This window comes from Pantoea sp. M_10, from assembly GCF_008631515.1.
Taxonomy (GTDB): Bacteria; Pseudomonadota; Gammaproteobacteria; order Enterobacterales; family Enterobacteriaceae; genus Pantoea; species Pantoea anthophila.
In genome coordinates, this window is the sequence record NZ_VWUL01000010.1 from 32,513 (window position 1) to 49,301 (window position 16,789).

At 58.9% G+C, this 16,789-nt stretch carries 11 protein-coding genes; 6 read left to right on the plus strand and 5 right to left on the minus strand.

The annotated features are described in order from the left end of the window. Positions 1-9: 9 nt before the first annotated feature. Positions 10-1,791 carry a sensor domain-containing phosphodiesterase gene (locus F3I47_RS20260; protein ID WP_150030343.1) on the minus strand — a complete coding sequence of 594 codons (1,782 nt, stop codon included), beginning with the start codon at positions 1,789-1,791 and terminating at the stop codon, positions 10-12. A gap of 346 nt (positions 1,792-2,137) precedes the next feature. Between F3I47_RS20260 and F3I47_RS20265 the strand changes: the two genes are divergently transcribed. The 3 genes from F3I47_RS20265 (at position 2,138) to F3I47_RS20280 (ending at position 6,573) form a co-directional block, all read left to right on the plus strand. Continuing rightward, entirely contained in the window at positions 2,138-3,571 is a 1,434-nt protein-coding gene (locus tag F3I47_RS20265; protein ID WP_150030344.1) for a methyl-accepting chemotaxis protein, read from the plus strand. A 348-nt stretch (positions 3,572-3,919) separates the two neighbouring features. Continuing rightward, entirely contained in the window at positions 3,920-4,159 is a 240-nt protein-coding gene (locus F3I47_RS20270; protein WP_009093224.1) for a hypothetical protein, read from the plus strand. Positions 4,160-4,437: 278 nt separating this feature from the next. Then, positions 4,438-6,573, plus strand: a complete 2,136-nt coding sequence (locus F3I47_RS20280; protein ID WP_058957582.1) for an EAL domain-containing protein — start codon at positions 4,438-4,440, stop codon at positions 6,571-6,573. A gap of 48 nt (positions 6,574-6,621) precedes the next feature. Here F3I47_RS20280 and F3I47_RS20285 read toward each other — a convergent pair whose 3' ends face one another. Further along, on the minus strand, positions 6,622-7,158 hold the full coding sequence (locus F3I47_RS20285) for a GNAT family N-acetyltransferase (RefSeq protein WP_150030345.1): 537 nt from the start codon (positions 7,156-7,158) through the stop codon (positions 6,622-6,624). A gap of 245 nt (positions 7,159-7,403) precedes the next feature. Between F3I47_RS20285 and F3I47_RS20290 the strand changes: the two genes are divergently transcribed. The 3 genes from F3I47_RS20290 to F3I47_RS20300 all read left to right on the plus strand — a co-directional run bounded on the left by F3I47_RS20290 (position 7,404) and on the right by F3I47_RS20300 (position 12,503). After that, the gene (locus F3I47_RS20290) at positions 7,404-7,973 is read left to right on the plus strand and encodes a pyridoxamine 5'-phosphate oxidase family protein (protein ID WP_150030346.1); all 570 of its coding nucleotides are present in this window, start codon (positions 7,404-7,406) and stop codon (positions 7,971-7,973) included. Positions 7,974-8,259: 286 nt separating this feature from the next. Further along, positions 8,260-9,714 carry a YsnF/AvaK domain-containing protein gene (locus F3I47_RS20295; protein WP_150030351.1) on the plus strand — a complete coding sequence of 485 codons (1,455 nt, stop codon included), beginning with the start codon at positions 8,260-8,262 and terminating at the stop codon, positions 9,712-9,714. 251 nt (positions 9,715-9,965) lie between these two features. Further along, positions 9,966-12,503, plus strand: a complete 2,538-nt coding sequence (locus F3I47_RS20300; RefSeq protein ID WP_150030347.1) for an excinuclease ABC subunit UvrA — start codon at positions 9,966-9,968, stop codon at positions 12,501-12,503. Here the strand turns inward: F3I47_RS20300 and F3I47_RS20305 are convergent. The 3 genes from F3I47_RS20305 to F3I47_RS20315 form a co-directional block, all read right to left on the minus strand. Further along, the gene (locus tag F3I47_RS20305) at positions 12,500-13,360 is read right to left on the minus strand and encodes an MBL fold metallo-hydrolase (protein ID WP_150030348.1); all 861 of its coding nucleotides are present in this window, start codon (positions 13,358-13,360) and stop codon (positions 12,500-12,502) included. The genes F3I47_RS20300 and F3I47_RS20305 overlap by 4 nt on opposite strands. Before the next feature lie 165 nt (positions 13,361-13,525). Next, positions 13,526-14,839, minus strand: a complete 1,314-nt coding sequence (locus F3I47_RS20310) for a CitMHS family transporter (RefSeq protein ID WP_009093217.1) — start codon at positions 14,837-14,839, stop codon at positions 13,526-13,528. Positions 14,840-15,170: 331 nt separating this feature from the next. Then, on the minus strand, positions 15,171-16,622 hold the full coding sequence (locus F3I47_RS20315; protein ID WP_150030267.1) for a flagellin: 1,452 nt from the start codon (positions 16,620-16,622) through the stop codon (positions 15,171-15,173). Positions 16,623-16,789 lie beyond the last annotated feature (167 nt).

A 16,789-nucleotide genomic window follows, 5' to 3' on the forward strand; every position in this document is an offset into this window, starting at 1 on the left:
GCAACCGGCTCAGCACTTGCTGCGTAATCGCCAGCCGAGCCACTCATCCAGCGCCGCTTCCGCCAGCGGCCGGGAGTAGAAAAATCCCTGCGCCTGATCGCAGCCAAATTCGGTCAGCGTGTTGACCGTTTCCGCATTCTCCACGCCTTCGGCCAGCACCGTATAATCGAGATCTTTCAGCATCGCAATAATACTGCGGGCGATAACCCGCGAGCCGGTATCACTGGCGATTTCGCTAATCAGCGAGCGGTCCAGCTTGATCACGTCCAGTGGCATACGTCGCAGGTAGCTGATGTTGCTGTAGCCGGTACCAAAGTCATCCAGAGAGATCCCAAATCCGCGCAGTTTCAGCATCTCAAGCCCCTGCATCGCTGCCGGGCTCTCCAGAATCCGCTCTGTCTCCAGACACTCGATGCCCAGCAGTGAAACTGGCAGCTTTGCCTTGATCATCTGCTCTTCAAGCTCGTCGGCAAACCCGCTGCGGGAGAAATCGCTGCTGCTGACGTTGATGGTGACGGGCAGCTGAATATAGCTGTCACGCAGCCGGGAAAGGCGGGTGATGGCCTGCTCGGTCACCCAGCGGGTCAGCTCGCTGAGCAGTTCAGTCTGTCCGGCAAAAGGCAGAAACTCTGCCGGAGAAAGCTCGCCGCGCTGGGGATGCCGCCAGCGGATCAGCGCTTCCAGCCCAATCGGCTTTCCGCTATGCAGACAGATTTTCGGCTGATACGCGAGCCACAATCCTTTGTTTTCCCGTATCGCCAGGGCCAGATCGTGCATCAGCGTGAAATCCTGAGTATGCCGTGTGTCGGTGGCTTCACTGAAACACATCGACGCGACATCCCGGGCGATCGCTTCATGAAGGGCGCTGACGGCGCGGCGCAGGATCTCCTGCGCAGGCATCTCACCGGTGATGAAACTGGCCTCACCGGTATGCGTCATCAGCGCGACAGACAGCCCGTCGCCCAGATCCGCGCTGATGCCCGTCAGCTGCTTCGCCACCCATCCGGCACTCAGCCGGCTCTCCTGGCGGGTTAACAGGGCAAAACGCCCGGTGGCCACGGTATAGAGTATCTCGCCCGGCGCCGGGCGCAGGCGCAGAGGCAGCAGCGTGGCGACATCTTTCAGCAGGCTTTCAACCGGCCCCATCCCCATTGAACGCGCCAGCTCGTAAGCGCGCGGCATATCAATGCAGTCAATCAGGACCAGTCGCCGTGGCGTCCGATCACCCGAGGCGGCCAGAAACTGGAGGTCACGGATAAGCCGCTGACGGTTAGGCAATCCGGTGACGGGATCGGCAAAACCTGCCGAATACCAGGCTTCCAGGAATGACATGACCAGGGTGGCCAGCATCGTGAGCATGGTGACCTGAGCCGGACTGAAAGGGTGGGGCGTAGTGTCGGTGACACACAGGGTGCCCAGAATCATGCCCGTGCTGTTTTTCAGCGGCGTACCGGCATAGAAGCGGATAAAGGGTGCGCCGATGATCAAGGGGTGCGTCGCAAACCGTTCATCCAGCAGGGTATCCGGGATCACCACGGTGCTGTCGCTGTCGACCGCATACCGGCAGAGCGAATCTTCGCGGCTGGACCGGGTAAGGGTAAAATTATGCGCGGCCATCACATGCTGCAGCTCATCATCCAGCACGGAGATAAAACTGCCAGGAATGCTGAGCGCCTGACTGGCCAGTCGGACAAACTGACGCAGCACTTCATCACGACTTTCGTCGGGATTGCGCAACGCGCGCAGGGTTCGCGTGCGACCATCATCGCCGCCGCTGAGACTTATAAACATGAATTCCTCCGCCCCGGCTGGTTACGGAGCGAAATTAAGCAGGAAAATTGCAGAGTAGTGTGTAATGAGTACAGGCAATTTCCGTAAAAATAAAGTGTCCTGACAAATTTATTACGTAACGGAATGCAGAGAGCGGCAAACGGTTACCGGATCGGCTTTCTTCAATAAAATATTTTCAGAACGGCGATTCTTTTATTTTGTCGTCAAAAAATTTGAATTTCTGAAATATCCTGCCAGGATAGAAAGAACAAAAATAGCGCACTATATAATAACGCGCTAAAGCAGATAACAGAACTTATTATTGCCCGACTTTTACACACACCAATAACAACATCAGGGAAACCTTATGAACTCACTCCGGCATTTCACCATCCGGCGCGTCGTGCTGTGGATGATGATCATTTCACTGGGCGTGGTTGCAATGGCAGGCGGCTACAGTAGCCATGTGCTGCGCGACATCTATCGTCAGACCGATCGTACCGCCGTTCTCACTCAGCAGCTCAGCTTTCTGACGCAAAGCGCTATCGCCATGCAGAGCGGAAGCGCCGCCGACAAAAGTGCGGTGATGGCTGCCATGCCGGAAGGCGCTGACTGGGAGCGTCTGCGTACGGCACTCACTACCACACCTGCAGACTATGCCTCTGCGGCACGGGCGCAACTGAACAGCATCACGCAGCAGCTGGCGCAGCATCAGGCGCCGCTCAGGGCTGACCGGCATCAGCTGCAGGGTGTACTGCTGGCGGCGCTGCTGGCGGCGTTCGCGTTACTGCTGTTCTGCGATCGCTATCTGGTCGTGCATCTGGTGCGTCCGGTGGCAAAAATTCGTGGTCACCTGAAAATCATTGCAGATGGCGATCTGACGCAGGAGCCGGAAGACCTGGGCCGTAACTGTGTCGGACAGCTGGTTCCGCTGGTGAAAGAGATGCAGCACAGCCTGTTGCATATGGTCAGCGCTATCCGCGACAACGCCGCCATTCTTCATCGTGAAGCCGCTGATATTGCCGCAGGCAACGCAGATCTCTCCGATCGGACCTCCACCCAGGCTGCGGCACTGGAGCAGACCGCCGCCAGCATGGAAGAGATTACCGTCACCGTGCGCCACAACGCGCAGAACGCCCGTGAAGCGCGGGAGCTGGCCGTCAGTACAACCGATACCACGCAGCAGGGCGCGAAGCTGGTTCAGACGGTGACTGCGGCCATTACCAGCATCGCGGAAGGGTCAGAAAAAATTCGTCAGTTTACCGCCACCATTAACGGCATCGCGTTTCAGACCAATATTCTGGCGCTGAATGCGGCCGTTGAGGCAGCGCGCGCCGGTGAGCAGGGCCGCGGCTTTGCCGTCGTGGCCAGCGAAGTGCGCTCACTGGCGCAGCGCAGTGCGGCGGCGTCTAAAGAGATTGAAGAGCTGATTTCAGATACGGTGGCGCGGGTTGACGATGGCCGCCGTGCAGCGGAGAGCGCCGGCACCACGATGGAAGCCGTCCTGCGCGGCGTTGGTGGCGTGAATGAGCTTATCGGGCAGATTGCGCTGGCGTCAGATGAACAGAGTAAAGGCATCGCTCAGGTCACCGTCGCCGTTGCTGAGCTCGACCGCGTGACGCAGCAGAATGCGACGCTGGTGCAGCAGGTGTCAGCCACCGCAGGCAGTCTCAGCGGTCAGACGCAAACGCTGGGCAGCGTCATCACCCGCTTTACCCTCCCGCATCAGGCGGTTGCCGTGGCGAACAGACGCGAAGCCACGGAACAGCCTGGCGGATGGGCTGCCTTTAGTCAGGCCTGACATCAGTCGCCCGACGAAGAATGTGCCTGTATGAAAACCGTGTGCACGTTCGCGAATGATTATTAAATTGCGCTCTGACACCTTATTTTTTAAGGGCAGAGCGTGCGGCAATAATCGCGGGATGAGTCTGCGTCTCATCCTGTCGGTTATTCTTTTATCGATGTGTTTATTATTCAGGCATCGTCAGAAAGATAATTTGCCTTATTTAATCATCGCACGCTGCATTCACTGATTTCACAGGACGGCCTGCTGTGCCGGGCGATTAAAACATAACCAGAATTTATGCTTTGGTCAGGCGTGTGATGGCGTCCTGCCCTCTATACGGCCACCCTAAGCCGGGAGTTTCATATGGGAAATCAGATTTTACAGCGACCTGTCGCCGTGCAGTGCAACGTACGTGAGCTCCGCCTTGCCGCCGGGTTTTCTCAGGAGATCGCCGCAGAGCGTTTCGACCTCAGCCAGCGTGTCTGGCAGACCAAAGAGGCGTCAAAAAATCCTGCGCGGCTCAGTCAGGGGGAATATGAATTGCTGATGCTGCTGGCCGGGGAGCATCCGCACTTTGAGCTGGTAGCAAAACAGAAAAAATAGGGTTTTCAGCCGCTGTTTTCTCTGAAGTTAGAATATGGCAGGCCGATAAACAGATTAAGCGAAGCGCAGCCATCGGCTGCGCCAGATTTTACTGACGGGCCTTTCTTCCGGCAGCGGGTCAGCAGCGCATGCTGCCTGGCCTGTCTGATTGAACGTGTCCTCTTTATGCTGTGTCATGCCGTCCACAGTACCGATCCGCAGAGGAAGTTATCCTGAAACGTCCCGTTTATCATGATGCCGAGGCGGCGCGCCTCGATGCACTCAGGCAGTACCAGATGATGGATTCACCGCCAAACGATGCGCTGGATCGTCTGACTACGCTTGCCGCCCGACTGTTTCAGGTGCCCGTCGCGTTTGTTTCCCTTATTGATGAAAAGCGGCAGTTCTTTGCTTCCCGTTACGGACTGAACATTACGGGCACGTCACGCAACGTCGCGTTCTGTCATCACACCTTAACGCAGGGCAGGATACTCTGTGTCCCGGATACCCTGCAGGATCCGCGCTTCTGCGACAGCCCGCTGGTGCATGGCTATCCCTATATCCGCTTTTATGCCGGTATTCCGCTCTCCACGCCGGATGGTCATCACATCGGCACGGTCTGCCTGACCGATACCCGTCCCCGCGCGCCGCTGACCCCAGAAGATCGGCAGCATCTCAGCGATATTGCCGCGCTGGTGATGGATCGCATGGAGATGCACCGGCTTAAATTACTGCGCTATACCAGTCAGCAGCGGCTGGAGGCGATCTCCTCTACCTCGCCTGACGCCATTATCTGCACGGATCTGCAGCGCGGCATCACCTTCTGGAACCCTGCTGCTACCGCTCTGTTCGGCTACAGCGCGGAGGAGATGCGCGGTCAGTTCGTCAGTGAGCTGATCCCGGCGCGCTGCCAGATCGACTACCGTAATGAACTGGCCCGGATTACCTCCGATGAATCGGCGATCTCGCGTCCGCGCTCTCTGCAGATCTGGGGACTGACGCGTAACGGACGCGAATTTCCGGCTGAGGTCTCTTTCTCCGGCTGGCGTGAAGGGGGAGAGCGGCTGGTGGGCATGATTATCCGCGACGTTACCGCCCGTCATGAAAGTGAGGCACGGCTTTGTGAGCTGGCCTCTCTCGATATGCTGACGCGCCTCGCCAGCCGCAGCGCGTTTATGGATCAGGTCGCTCAGCTCACTAAAGCGGAGATCCCCTATACGTTACTGATGACCGATCTTGATGGCTTTAAGGAAGTGAACGATACCCTGGGCCATGCGGCCGGGGATGCGCTGTTGTGTCACGTTGCCGAACAGATTCGTACCGTGTGCACCGGTGCGGTGACGGCGGCGCGCCTGGGCGGTGATGAATTTGTCATCCTGCTGACGGGGGGCTGCGCGGAGGCGGCGCTGACGGCAGAGAAGCTGATTGCCGCCGTTCAGACGCCGTTCAGCTATCACGACTCACCGGTTGTGGTCGGCGCCAGCACCGGTATCGCCTCCTATCCGGAGCACGGCCGGGATCCCTCTGCGGTCATGTCCGCCGCCGACCTGGCGCTCTATCGTGCCAAAGCGTCGGGCAAAGGCTGCAGCATCCTGTTCAGGCCCGCCTTTCGTGAAGCGGAGCAGCAGCGCCGTCGCTTTGAACGCGAACTGGAGTCCGCGGTGCGGCAGCAGCAGTTCACGCTCTACTATCAGCCCCGCTACGACGTCGAAAGCGGCAAGCTCACCGGCTGTGAGACGCTGGTGCGCTGGCAGCATCCGACGCGCGGCCTGCTGTTGCCGGCTGATTTCATCGCCATGCTGGTGAAGAGCCCGCTTTCCGTCACGCTGGGGGAGTGGATTATCCGGACGGCGCTGGATCAGGTCCGGCAGTGGCAGGTGCGCGCGCCTCATCTTCGCGTCAGCATCAATCTGTTTCCGCGCCAGCTGGTGGGCAACAGCCTGGAGAAGGTGCTCCGGGAGAGTGCCGGTGGCGATGCCGGTTTTGTCGAGCTGGAAGTGGATGAGCCCCTGCTGACGGTGCTGGTGCAGGATATGCCGGTGCAGGTTGAAGCTATCCGCCAGACCGGTGCTTCATTCATTATCGACCATTTCGGACGGACGCTGGGCGCGATCAACCTGCTGCGCTACAGCTTTGTGTCGGGCTTTAAAATCGATAAGTCACTGACGCGCGAGCTGGGCTCCAGTATGCGGGTGCGTATGATGTTCCGGGCTATCGCCGGGCTGGGTAAAAGTCTGGGTATCCGGGTCGCCGCCGAAGGGGTCGAGGAAAAAGAGCAGATCGCGTTCGTGACGACGGCAGGATGCGACATTATGCAGGGGAATGGGCTGTGCCAGCCGCTGAGTCCGGCCGATTTTGAAGCGATGCTTTGTGCAGAAACGCCGTCTCTGCCTGCCGCGGCCATCGCCGCCGGTTCAGGGGCCGCTCTGCGCTGATCGCGCGTCACTGAGGCGGGGGAGAGTCATCTGTGGCCTCTCCCGGCCTCAGGGCCGGTACTCCTGTTTCAGCAGGCCGAAGATCCAGTCATCCTGCCACGCACCGTCCAGAAAGAAATTTTGCCGCAGTGTTCCCTCCTGAACGAAACCCGCCGAGAGCAGGGTGCGGCGTGAGGCTGCATTACCCGCCGTCACCGTGGCGACCAGACGACGGTAATCCAGGTGCTCAAAGCAGAGCCTGATGGTGGCATGCAGTGACTCGCGGCCGTAGCCTTTTTCCTGCGCATGCGCGGCAACAATAAAACCGAACTCGGCAATGCCGTCTCCGCGATCGATAAACCCGCAGAAACCTGCGGGCAGCCCGCTGGCTTTTTCCTCCATCACCAGGCAGAGCCAGTGCTGGCAGCCCTTTTCCCATTCAGGCAGGCGAACATCAAAAGAGCGGGTTCTTATCTCTTCGGCGCTGCGCGGGTCACAGATATATTTCATCACCGATCTGTCCTGACTGACTGCCAGATAGAAGGGCCAGTCCTCAGGGTTGAGCGGCCGGTAGGTCATACGTGGCGAACACATTTCAGACAACATAGCCGCCTCCATGGCGTAACGCTTTTCGCGATCTCAGGGATAGCGCAAAAATAACACAGAGACGCAGAAACAGAACATGCGGCACGCATTTTCCCCCTTCCTGACCCGCTCGGTGACGGCCGGGTCGGCGAAAGGATCCCGATCCCGCGGTTTACCTCCCGCGATGGCAGGCCATCTGGTCACTTCGTTGCTACGCTTGAGCAGAGCCGTCTGGCTTGCCCCCCAACCCTGACGAGAGAAACCCGATGGATTTGACACAGTTTGAAGCAACCGCCTGGGCTGCGCTGGAGGCGGCCGCCGCCGATCCACAGGACGCATTTCGTTATCTGGCACTCTGTACCGTTGACGCTGAGCAGCGCCCCCAGGCGCGCACGCTGGTCCTGCGCCAGAGTCGCAGTCCCCGTCGGATGCTGACTTTTCACACTGATGTCCGCAGCCCGAAGTGGCAGGAGATGGCGGCCAATCCGGCGGTCACCGTACTCGGATATTGTCTGCAGCGCCGGCTGCAGCTGCGACTGGCGGGCCGGGTCAGCTGTTATGCGGCGGGGAGTGATATCACCCGGCAGGCCTGGCAGGCATTACCTCAGCACACCCGGCAGACCTATCAGGGCGGGCCGCCGGGCGAGATACCGATGCCGGCAAATAAGATGCCCGCTGTGCACGCCGCAGAGTCTGGCGAGCCGCACTTCGGCGTGGTGATCCTGCAGGTCACCACACTGGAGGGCTACCAGTTACAGCGTAACGACAATCAGCGCGCCCTGTTTCGCTATGCGCCCGACGGCGAACTGAAGGCGTGTCAGTGGCTCAATCCCTGAACGCAGACGTCTCTGTTTCCCGGGCCAGCCTGAAAAAAGGGCTGGCCCTTTTTTTGAGCAGTCTAAAACAGCAATCTGACTGTCTGACACAGTAAGAACCTTTTTTTATCTGCCGCCTCGGTTATGCGATTTTAGCGCCACGTTATCCTCATATGGCTGCGTTTATCTGCATTTTCCTTTCTTTTGCCCATCTTTGTGCCAGGCTTTAACTAACCGAAAAGCAGTGACTTATGCTCAAGGCCAGGAGAAGTACAAATGATCGCTCTGTATGACAGGCAGGTTAACCATGAACAATCAGCCTCCTGAAAAATCAGGGTCAGCGGATAACGAGCAGGTGATAAGCCTTGCTGAAGAAACGGCAGAGGTGTCAACACAGCGGATCAGTGACGGCGTTGTCAGGTTAACCCGGCAGGTCACTGAGCATCAGCAGACGATGGCGCTGATGCTCCGGCAGCAGACGGCGGCGATAGAGCGCATTCCCAAATCGGAAAGGCTGGCGGCGATGCCGGCGATCCGGGAGGAAAATGGCGTTCTGATCATCCCGATTGTGGAAGAGGAAGTCGAGATCGTTCGTCATCTGGTGCTGAAAGAGGAGTGGCACATCCGCACGGTCGTCAGCGAGGCGGCGACAGAACAGGTCGTGACCCTGCGCAGACAGCACGCTCACCTGACCCGATCCCCTCATCCAGAGTCATCCGAATCCATCAGCGAGGAACACAACATGGCGCGTGAAACAATCGTAACAATGTTCAGCAATATCTCACTGGCAGAGGGGGCAAAACGTAACCTGATCAAAGCGGGATTCCTGGATGATGATATCGATATCATCTCCGGCGAACGACTGCGGACAGAAGGTCATGAGGCCCGCCATCCTGGCTTCTGGCAACGCCTGTTCGGCAACACGCTGGAGGAAGATCAGGCCGAAGTGTATGAAGATGCGATGCGTACCGGCGGGGTGGTGCTGTCGCTGCGCGCTGATGAAGATGAGCTGCCGCGCGCGCTGGGCATTCTTGATGCCCATGAAGAGCTGACGGAGCGTACCGCCGCCGTTCCCGGTGACGCTACGGTTGACAATGGCCTGACGCCGCCAGCCAGCGGAACGTTACCGGGTAACGAGACGGTCACTCCGCTGAACAGTGAGCGCGGCACGACCCGCACCGCGCTGACCGGTGATGAGAGTGATGAGGATGTGCTGCGTCTGGCTGAAGAGCGACTGGAAGTTGGCAAGCGACTGGTCAGCGAAGGCTCGACCCGCGTCCGTCGCTATACGGTCACCGATCGGGTGTCTGAAAATGTCTCGCTGCATGAGCAGCACGCCGAAATCTTCCGCCGCCCGGTGAACGAAGCGGGTTCGCCCGATAATGTCGACTGGTCAGAAAAAACGGTGGAAGTGGAGGAGTCGCACGAGCAGCCGGTGGTCAACAAGACCGCGCAAATCATCGAAGAGGTGGTGCTGCGTAAAGAGGAGAGCGACCGGGTGGAGACCATCAATGACTCGGTGCGCCGTCAGGAAGTCGACATCGACCATGCCCGGGCCGATCACACCCGCGCCGCACCGGTCAGCGGCCAGAGCACAGCGACCGATCCCCTGCTTGAAGGCACGCGACAGGCCCGCGCGGAGCAGGATCACCGCTCGCTGACGCCAGACCATCCCGATCACAAAGAGGGGCTGATGGACAAGGCCGGGGACAAAATTGCGGAAGCGAAAGAGAAGGTCGAAGACAAGTTTAAAAAACCGTGATGCTGTGAGGGCCGGAAGGGGGGCGTCTCTGCCCCTTTCCCGGCTGACTGGAAAAGGTCATGTACCTCCGGCCCCCTTGCCGATTCAAGGCGTTACTCCACCCCATAAATTGTTAAATCCCGGTTCCCTGACTACCCTTGCTGTTGTTTTTCAGAAGCGGGCCAGTACGTCCGCCAGATTAGCCGCTGCAGTTTTCGGCCATTCATCGCAGGCGATCATCAGTCGGCCGCACTTCACCAGGCAGGGACATCATGACAGAACACCGCTTTACCGAGACATACCGCGCTGAAGAGGGGGAGATCGATCCCTGTATCTCCGTGCAGGGCGCGCGCACCCATAACCTTAAAGAGGTGTCGCTGCGTTTTCCCCGTAACGCTATGGTGGTGTTCACCGGGGTTTCCGGTTCCGGTAAATCGTCCCTCGCCTTTGATACGATCTATGCGGAAGCGCAGCGCCGGTTTATCGAGTCGGTTTCACCTCACGCCCGCCGCCTGATCGATCAGGCCGCGGCGCCGGATGTCGATAACATTGACGGACTTCCGCCTGCGGTGGCCCTGCAGCAGAGCCGGGCGGGCGCGCAGGAGCGATCGACGGTCGGCAGCCTCACCCGGATCGCCGTCACGCTGCGTCTGCTCTATTCCCGTGCGGGCACCAGACCGGACGGTGTTCCTTTTATGACGGCCGACTATTTTTCACCGAACAACCCAAAGGGTGCCTGTCCCCACTGCCAGGGGCTGGGAAAGGTTCACACTGTCAGAACTGAGGCGCTGGTGCCCGATAGCTCACTGAGCATCCGGCAGGGGGCTATCGCCGCCTGGCCCAGGGGCTGGCACAACAAGAATCTGCGCAGCATCCTTGATACGCTCGGCTACGATATCGATGTGCCGTGGCACACTCTGTCTGAGCGTGACCGGCAGTGGATACTGCTGACCGAGGAGCAGCCGTCGGTGCCCATCTACGAAGGTCTCAACGCTGAGCAGCGCGAAAAGGCGATAGCGGCAGGTGAGGAACCGGGATACACCGGCACTTACACCAGCGCCGCAAAAATCGTGTTGCAGAGCTATTCGGGCGGCAGCGAATCGGTCAGAAAACGGCTGGCGCGCTTTGTGGCGGTCACGCCCTGTTCTGAGTGCCACGGTAAACGACTCAACCGCGATGCGCTCTCCGTGACATTTGCCGGGTATGACATAGCCAGCCTGAGCGAGCTGACGGTTTCCGCGCTGGCGGAACGCTTTCGTCCCTATGCCCGTGGCGACTCTCCCGATCTGCCAGAAGAGCCGGCGCTGCGTGAGGCGGTCATCCGGATGGCGGCAGACATCTGTATGCGGCTTGAGCAGCTTGACGCGCTGGGCCTGGGACATCTCGCGCCGGGGCGTCGCACCACGCTACTCTCCTCCGGCGAGCTGCAGCGCGTCCGTCTGGCAACCCAGATGATTTCGCGCCTGTTTGGCGTGCTGTACGTGCTGGATGAGCCGTCCGCCGGGCTGCATCCGGAAGATGTGAAAGCGCTGCTTGCCTCCCTGAAAAGGCTGGTTCGCGCAGGCAACTCGCTGATAGTCGTGGAACATAACACTGACCTCATCGCGGAAGCGGACTGGCTGGTAGAGATCGGACCCGGTCCGGGCGGTTACGGCGGGGCGATCGTGTACAACGGCGTCCCGGCGGGGGTCAAAGAGGTCGAATCGCCCACCTCAGGCTATCTCTTTTCCCGACGCTACACCGGACTGCGCCAGCGCCAGTCGCCGGAAGATTGGCTCAGGCTGGAAGCGATCGACTGCAACAATATTGCCGGGATGGATATCGACTTTCCGCTGGCGAGAATGACGGCCATCACCGGGGTGTCAGGCTCAGGGAAATCGACGCTGCTGAATCGCGTGCTGCCTGAAATGCTCGGTCATGCGGATAAAGAGTCCGACAGCGAGGAGGGGGAGGACGAGGATCTGGTGCCCGACGTGAAGGGACGCGTGGTCAGCGGAAGCGACGCCTTCGGCCGACTCATCAGAATCGATCAGCGTCCTATCGGACGGACGCCGCGCTCCAACCTGGCCACCTATACCGGCTTTTTCGACATCATTCGCCGACTGTTTGCCGATACCCCCGATGCGAAGGCAAAAGGCTTCGGCGCCGGGCGGTTCTCATTCAATCTGCCTGCCGGGCGCTGTCCTGCGTGTGAGGGGCAGGGGCAGATCTCCATTGAGCTGCTGTTCATGCCCAGCGCCACGGCCACCTGCTCCGTCTGCGCGGGCAACCGCTACAACCCCGGGACGCTGGAGGTAAGGTGGAACAACCTGACGATTGCGGATGTGCTCGATCTCACGGTGGACGAGGCAACGGCGGTCTTTAGCGGCAACGAAGGGATTCAGCGTTCGCTGTCGGCACTGACGGCGCTGGGGCTGGGATATCTCCGGCTGGGGCAGCCCGCCACAGAACTTTCCGGCGGAGAGTGTCAGCGTATCAAGCTCGCCTGGGAACTGCAGCGGGTCCAGCGCACCGCCACGCTCTATCTGCTCGATGAACCTTCGACCGGATTGCATCCGGCGGATATGGATAAGCTGCTGCGGGTGCTGGATGAGCTGGTTAAACGCGGCCACACGGTCATCATGGCAGAACATAATATGCGTATCGTGGCGGAGTCGGACTGGGTGATCGATCTGGGGCCGGGTTCGGGCGATAAGGGTGGCCGGATTGTTTCATCCGGCTCACCGGAGACGGTCAGTCAGTCATCAGAAAGTCTGACCGCTCCGTGGCTGTCAGCCCAGCTGCAAAAGCGAGCGGGCGATCCGGATTAATCGGGTCGGGCACTCTGGCTGAACCGCGGCGCATTAACCTGCAGGGCCTCCAGCTCACGTGCGTCGTGACTGCAGAAAAAGGTGATTTCGCTGCCGCGCTGACAGGAGAGCTCCCGCAGGCGTTGCTGGTTGTGTCGTCTGGCACCGTTATCCATCGCCATCATCCACTGGTAAAAACGCAGTCCAGGCGTGCAGTGGCGCGTCTGCTGGCGCATTTCGCCCCGATAGAACCACGCATCGCCGCCGTGCAGCAGCCAGCCTTCAGGCTGCTGAATGGCGATGCCCGCGTGACCCGGCGTGTGGCCCGCCAGCGGCACCAGCAGAATCTCTGGCGGTAAATCCCGCAGGCGATTTACCGCCTCAAAACCAAACCACGTTTCGCCCTGAGGCTGATAGGTCTCCCAGTGGCTGATCCCACCCCATTGTCCGGGACGGTAACGCTCCCGCGACAGCCAGCTATGACGCTGATGGGCCGTGTCCACCTCCTGCTGTAGCAGGTGGATACGCGCCTGCGGAAAATCGGTCAGTCCGCCCGCATGATCAAAATCGAGGTGGGTCAGAATAATATGCCGCACATCCTCAGCCCGGAAGCCCAGCGCCCTGACCTGTGACAGGGCGGTCAGTTCATCGCGACGCTGAATATTGTTCAGCGCGCGGAAAAAGCCGGACAGGCGGCTGCCCGGCGCGTGGATATCCTGGCGGCCAAAGCCGGTGTCGACCAGCACCAGCCCGTCGCGGTCCGTCTCAATCAGCAGGCAGTGACAGACCAGATGCGCTTTGATGCCTTTGCTGAATCCATCATAAAATGCCCCGCCCAGCGGGCACATACAGCCACAGTTCAGGTGGTGAATTTTCATCGGGCCTCCATCGCAATCATCGGCAGAATGGCTAAGGTGCTTCGGCTCGTCTCCGGCACGCAGCAGATCAGCCTGGCTTTAGAGTGTAGAGAGGGTTGTAACAGTAGGCGGAGCGGTGAAGCGGATAACCGGGCAAATTTGCCGGTTATCCGCCAGAAAGCAGAGTTAACGATGGAAGAACGGGAAAGCGCCGGTGAGCAGACCGCCCGCCATCAGCACCAGACTGACCAGAATCCCCCATTTAATCGCAAAGCGCTGGTGGTCGCCGATATCGACTTTTGCCAGACCCACCAGCAGATAGACTGACGGCACCAGCGGACTCAGCAGATGGAAAGGCTGACCGACGATAGAGGCGCGGGCGATCTCCTCTGCGGTAATGCCGTAGCTGGCCGCCGTCTGTGCGATGACCGGCAGAATGCCGAAGTAAAAGGCATCATTCGACATAAAGAAGGTGAACGGCAGACTGACCAGCGCGGTGAAGACGGCCAGATAAGGTCCGAAGCTGTGCGGGATCACCGCCAGCAGGCTCTTCGCCATGGCATCCACCATGCCGGTGCCGGAGAGAATACCGGTGAAGATACCGGCGGCAAAAATCAGCGCGGTCACAGCCAGCACGTTACCGGCATGAGAGCTGATGCGCGCTTTCTGCTCCTCCAGGCTTGGATAGTTGAGCATCACGGCAATCGCAAACGCCAGCATAAACAGGATCTGAATCGGCATTAACCCGACCACCAGCAGCACCAGCAGCACGGTGGTCAGGATGAAGTTGGGCCAGAACATCTTAGGACGGCGGTTGGCGGCGCACTCATCGGCATCGCCCAGCCCCAGCTCAATGTTGTCGAGATGGTGATCTTTCAGCGTCATGACGCCTAAACGCTTGCGCTCACGCAGGCCAAACAGCATAGCCATCGCGACCAGGCTGACGCAGGCCAGCAGCATGGCGGGCAGCATCGGGATAAAGATGTCGAGAGCGTCAATGCGCAGGGCGGCGGCGGCGCGGGCGGTCGGGCCACCCCAGGGCGAGAGGTTCATGATGCCGCTGGCGAGGTTGACCAGACAGGTCATCATCAGCACGTTCATCCCCAGCCGGTGATAGAGGGGCAGGAAAGCCGCGATGGCGATCATGTAAGTGGTGGAGCTGTCACCATCCAGTGAAACCAGCAGCGTCAGCACGGCGGTGCCGACCAGCACTTTAAGCGGATCGCCGCGCACCAGCCGGAGAATAAAACGGACCAGCGGGTCAAACAGGCCGGCGTCGATCATCAGACCAAAATAGAGAATGGAAAAGGTCAGCATGACACCGGTGGGGGCCAGCTTTTTGACGCCATCCAACATCATTTCGCCCAGTCCCGCGTAAAAACCGCCAATCAGCGCAAAAATGGTTGGTATCAGGATCAGCGCAATTAAGGCTGACATGCGTTTGGTCATGATGAGATACATGAAGCAAACAACCATGGAAAAACCCAGTATCGTCAGCAAAATAACAGCCCTCACAATGGCGTAAAAGTAATGAAAAGGTGGCGTTCAGTCAGGAAAATTCAGGAAATTGCTTAGCGTGGTAACGATTAACCTGTTGTTTTAATTAACCCTGATCAGAAAGATGATATTAAATTGTTATCATTTTTTAGCATTTCTTTAACAGGGAAGGGTGATCGGGATCATCTTTAAACGAATGTTAAACGAGAATGTGTGACTGAGATCAAACGATACGGGGGCGTCAGAGGGAATTGCGGGCCAGACGGGGGCTGATGCAGCGGCGAAAATCCGTCAAGGGGAAGCGGCTGAGCGCGAGCGCTCAGCCTAATGGGCTTTAATTATTCAGCAACTGAATAATCATCTCAGGCGTTTTGTTGGTCATTTTGCTGACGGCGGTCTGCCCCTGCTGAATAATCTGGCTGCGTGCCAGCTGGCTCGCTTCTTCCGCGTAGTCGGCATCCTGAATACGGCTGCGGGCGGTGGCGGTATCCACACCCTGCTGCGACAGCACATTCCGGTTCGACTCGTAGCGGTTAATCTTCGCGCCATAGAGCGACTGATAACTGCTGATCTTCTCCAGGGCTGAATCCAGCGCCTTCATGGTGACGGAGATGTCACCGCTGGTCAGCAGCGTGGTGTTATTCAGCTTCAGCGTTTTGGTGTCCGAAGGCGTGGCCGGAATCGAGTCCGACTGCACCGGCTGACCATAATCCGCACTGGTAATCACCTCCATCGGCTGACTCTTATGCGGCGGTATGGCGGGCATCCCTTTCGGCTCAGGCAGGATCCCCCAGGTCAGATTGCTGGTGAAAGAACCGTTGCCGACCACCACTACAATCAGATCTTCGCTGACGGTATCCAGCGTGATGCGCTCCAGCCGGTTGCCGGTAATGGTGCCGTTGTTGAAATCGCCGCTGGTGGCATCTTCATAGCGATCGCCGTCACCGCTGTAGGTGATGTTCATGCCGTTGTAGCTGCCACTGTTACTGCCCGCCAGCGCCCAGCTCGATCCCCCTTCCAGCAGGGAGGAGCTGTCATAGGCCGCGTTACTGTCAAAGCCGTTACTGCTGGTCAGCAGGCGCGACTTTGCGGTCGCCGCATCGGTTATCCCCTTGCTGGTCCAGGTGTAGTCGGGCGCGCTGCCTTCCAGCGGCGTGCCGACCAGATGCTTACCGTCGCGGGTAAACAGCTGAAGGTCATCATCCTGACCCAGCGAGTCGATGGTGATAGTAATCGACGTCGCGCCTGCCGGAATATAGGCCAGCGGGATCACCCCGGAGCTGAAGGAGTAATTCCTGCCCGAAACCGGAAATTTGGTGTTGATGGGATCAACGTTGCCCAGCTTCGCGGGCGGAAGATCGGGTTTATCGGTCGCCAGCGGGTAACGGCCAAAAATCTCAGTGTGATCGGCCACTTCATCAATGCCGGCCAGAATCTGCTGATACTGGGCGTTAACGCTCTGCCGATCTGCATCAGAGAGCGTGCCGTTCGCCGCCTGCACGGAGAGCGTGCGGGCCTGAATCAGCAGATTGGCGATGGTACCCAGGCCGCCGCCTGCCGTCTGCGAGTAGCTGATCGCGTCATTGAGGCCGCGCGCAACAACCGCATCGGCATTCACATTGGCCGTCATGCGGTTGGCGATGGCCTGACCCGCCGCGTCATCTTTAGCACTGTTAATCCGCATCCCTGATGAAAGTCGTTCAACCGTTCGTCCCAGAACAGAGTCAGTGCCGTACCGCGTTTTGTTCGCTATCGCGGCGGTTTCGTTATGGTTGATTGTTAACATGGTCGCTTCGAACAGGGAGAGGAGTCTCTGATTTATCGGCAGGGTGATAAGCAGCTTTAACCTCTGCAGTGACAAAAAACCAGCAGGGACGCGGCCAGGCGGGCAACCTGCTGATGGTTAACCGCTTTTCAGATAAAAAATATTTAAGGGTGAAGCCGGGGAGGAAA